This window comes from Tautonia sociabilis (assembly GCF_003977685.1).
Taxonomy (GTDB): Bacteria; Planctomycetota; Planctomycetia; order Isosphaerales; family Isosphaeraceae; genus Tautonia; species Tautonia sociabilis.
The window spans coordinates 1-1,412 of record NZ_RYZH01000118.1 but is presented as its reverse complement, the minus strand read 5'-3'; the positions used below and the strand labels follow the sequence as shown (position 1 = coordinate 1,412).

1 protein-coding gene is annotated in these 1,412 nt (G+C 70.1%); it reads left to right on the top strand.

The genetic code is table 11. The features are described from left to right. Positions 1 to 82: 82 nt before the first annotated feature. Positions 83 to 1,366 (top strand): ISKra4 family transposase, encoded by a 1,284-nt coding sequence (locus tag TsocGM_RS25590; RefSeq protein ID WP_126728287.1) that lies wholly within the window; start codon positions 83 to 85, stop codon positions 1,364 to 1,366. Positions 1,367 to 1,412: the final 46 nt, after the last annotated feature.

Sequence of the window (1,412 nt, the reverse complement as noted above, 5' to 3'; positions counted from 1 at the left end):
GGGTGTGACCGACGAATGATGTAGATCGGGCCGGTTCGTCCGCCTATGCTGGGGCTCCCCTCACACTCCGGGAGCCACCGCCATGGCCGCCACCATCGTCGCCCGATCCGAGACCGGCTTCACCATCCAGCTCGAGGTCCCCTACGCAGACGACATGCTCCGCGCCGAGGACGCCATCCAGGATGCCCTCAACGACGCCGGCGTCGTCGCCACCGCCGAGGTGCTCGCTCGCTTTGACACCGACGGCTCGCCCATCACCCTCGGCGACGCCCGCCTCACCAGCAAGGGACGCACCGCCAAGCAGTACCAGTCCCCCTACGGCGTGGTCACCCTCCGCCGCCACGTCTACCAGTCCTCCCGCGGCGGCAAGACCTTCTGCCCCCTGGACCGCGACGCCCGCATCGTCGTCAGCTCCACCCCGCGCTTCGCCCGGATGATCGCCCACAAGTATGCCGAATTCGGCTCCGGACGCGTCCTGCACGACCTGGCCGCCAACCACCGCCGCGATGTCTCCCGCTGCCTGGTCCAGGACGTCGCCGACGCGGTCGCCGCCGTCGCCCTAGCCGTCGAGCACGACTGGGAGTACGAGCTGCCCCGCTTCGAGCAGCCCCCGGCGACGATCACCCTGGGCCTGGACGGCACCTGCATGCTCACCGTCGACGACGGCTGGCGCGAGGCGATGGTCGGCACCATCGCCTTCTACGACACGCGGGGGGAGCGACTGCACACGATCTACCTCGGGGCCACCCCCGAGTACGGTAAGCTGACGTTCTTCGAGCGGTTCGACCGGGAGATCGATCGGGTCAAGGCGGCCTACCCGGGTGCCACGTACGTCGGGCTGGCCGACGGGGCGAAGGAGAACTGGGGCTACCTGGAGCACGAGACCGAGCTGCAGGTCGTCGACTTCTACCACGCCACGCAATACATCTGGGCGGCCGCCGACCCGCTGTTCCCGGAGGATGCCACGGGGCTGCGGCCGTGGATCGACGGCTGGTGCCACCGGCTGAAGCACGAGCCCGGGGCGGCCGAGGCGCTGATTGCGGAGCTGGAGGCGCGGGGCGCGGCGTTGGGGCGGAAGCGGCTGCCGGCGGAGGTGGAGTCGACGCTGACGTACTTCCGCAACCAGGTCAAGGGGGGGCGGATGGACTACGCCGGGCTGAGGGGCCGGGGCATCCCGATCGGCTCGGGGGTGACGGAGGCGGCGTGCAAGGTGCTGGTGAAGCAGCGGCTGTGCGGTTCGGGGATGAAGTGGAAGGGCCGCGGTGCGGCGTCGGTGCTGGCGTTGAGAGCGTTGACGTACACGACGGGTCGCTGGGAGCAGTTCTGGGGCAGGCTCAGCCGGGAGGGATACCCGGTGGCGGCGTAAGCGAGTCCGGAGGGGCCGCGAACCACATCATTCGTCGGTCACACCC

Bases quoted from the DNA above. Each gene is read 5' to 3' on its own strand.
- TsocGM_RS25590 (WP_126728287.1), top strand. From the start codon at position 83: ATGGCCGCCACCATCGTCGCCCGATCCGAGACCGGCTTCACCATCCAG.